Annotated in this window: 1 pseudogene; it reads left to right on the top strand. The window is 59.7% G+C overall.

What is annotated here, in order from left to right:
• A pseudogene (locus SB753_RS42095) lies at positions 1–171 on the top strand (IclR family transcriptional regulator); the annotation flags it as partial.
• Positions 172–231: the final 60 nt, after the last annotated feature.

The raw sequence follows: 231 nt of genomic DNA, 5'->3' as shown, positions 1-231 counted from the left end.
CACACTTTCCGGCTCTGCATGGCCGCGCCGATACGCGACCGCACGGGTCTTCCCGTCGCGGCGCTGTGCTTCATGACGAGCCGCGATACCGATCCCGAGAAGCGCGCGACGATGCTTGAAGATCTGATCAGGTCGGCGAAGGCCTTGTCGCAACCTTATGTGCGGTTGTAGATCTCAGCGTGGTTCGAAGTGCAACGACATATGCACTTCGTCGTACCGCTTTCCTTCGAC

It is taken from the genome of Paraburkholderia sp. SIMBA_053 (assembly GCF_046534895.1).
Classification (GTDB): Bacteria; Pseudomonadota; Gammaproteobacteria; order Burkholderiales; family Burkholderiaceae; genus Paraburkholderia; species Paraburkholderia caledonica.
The sequence above is the reverse complement of the archived record's forward strand: the minus strand, read 5'-3'. Positions and strand labels throughout refer to the sequence as shown.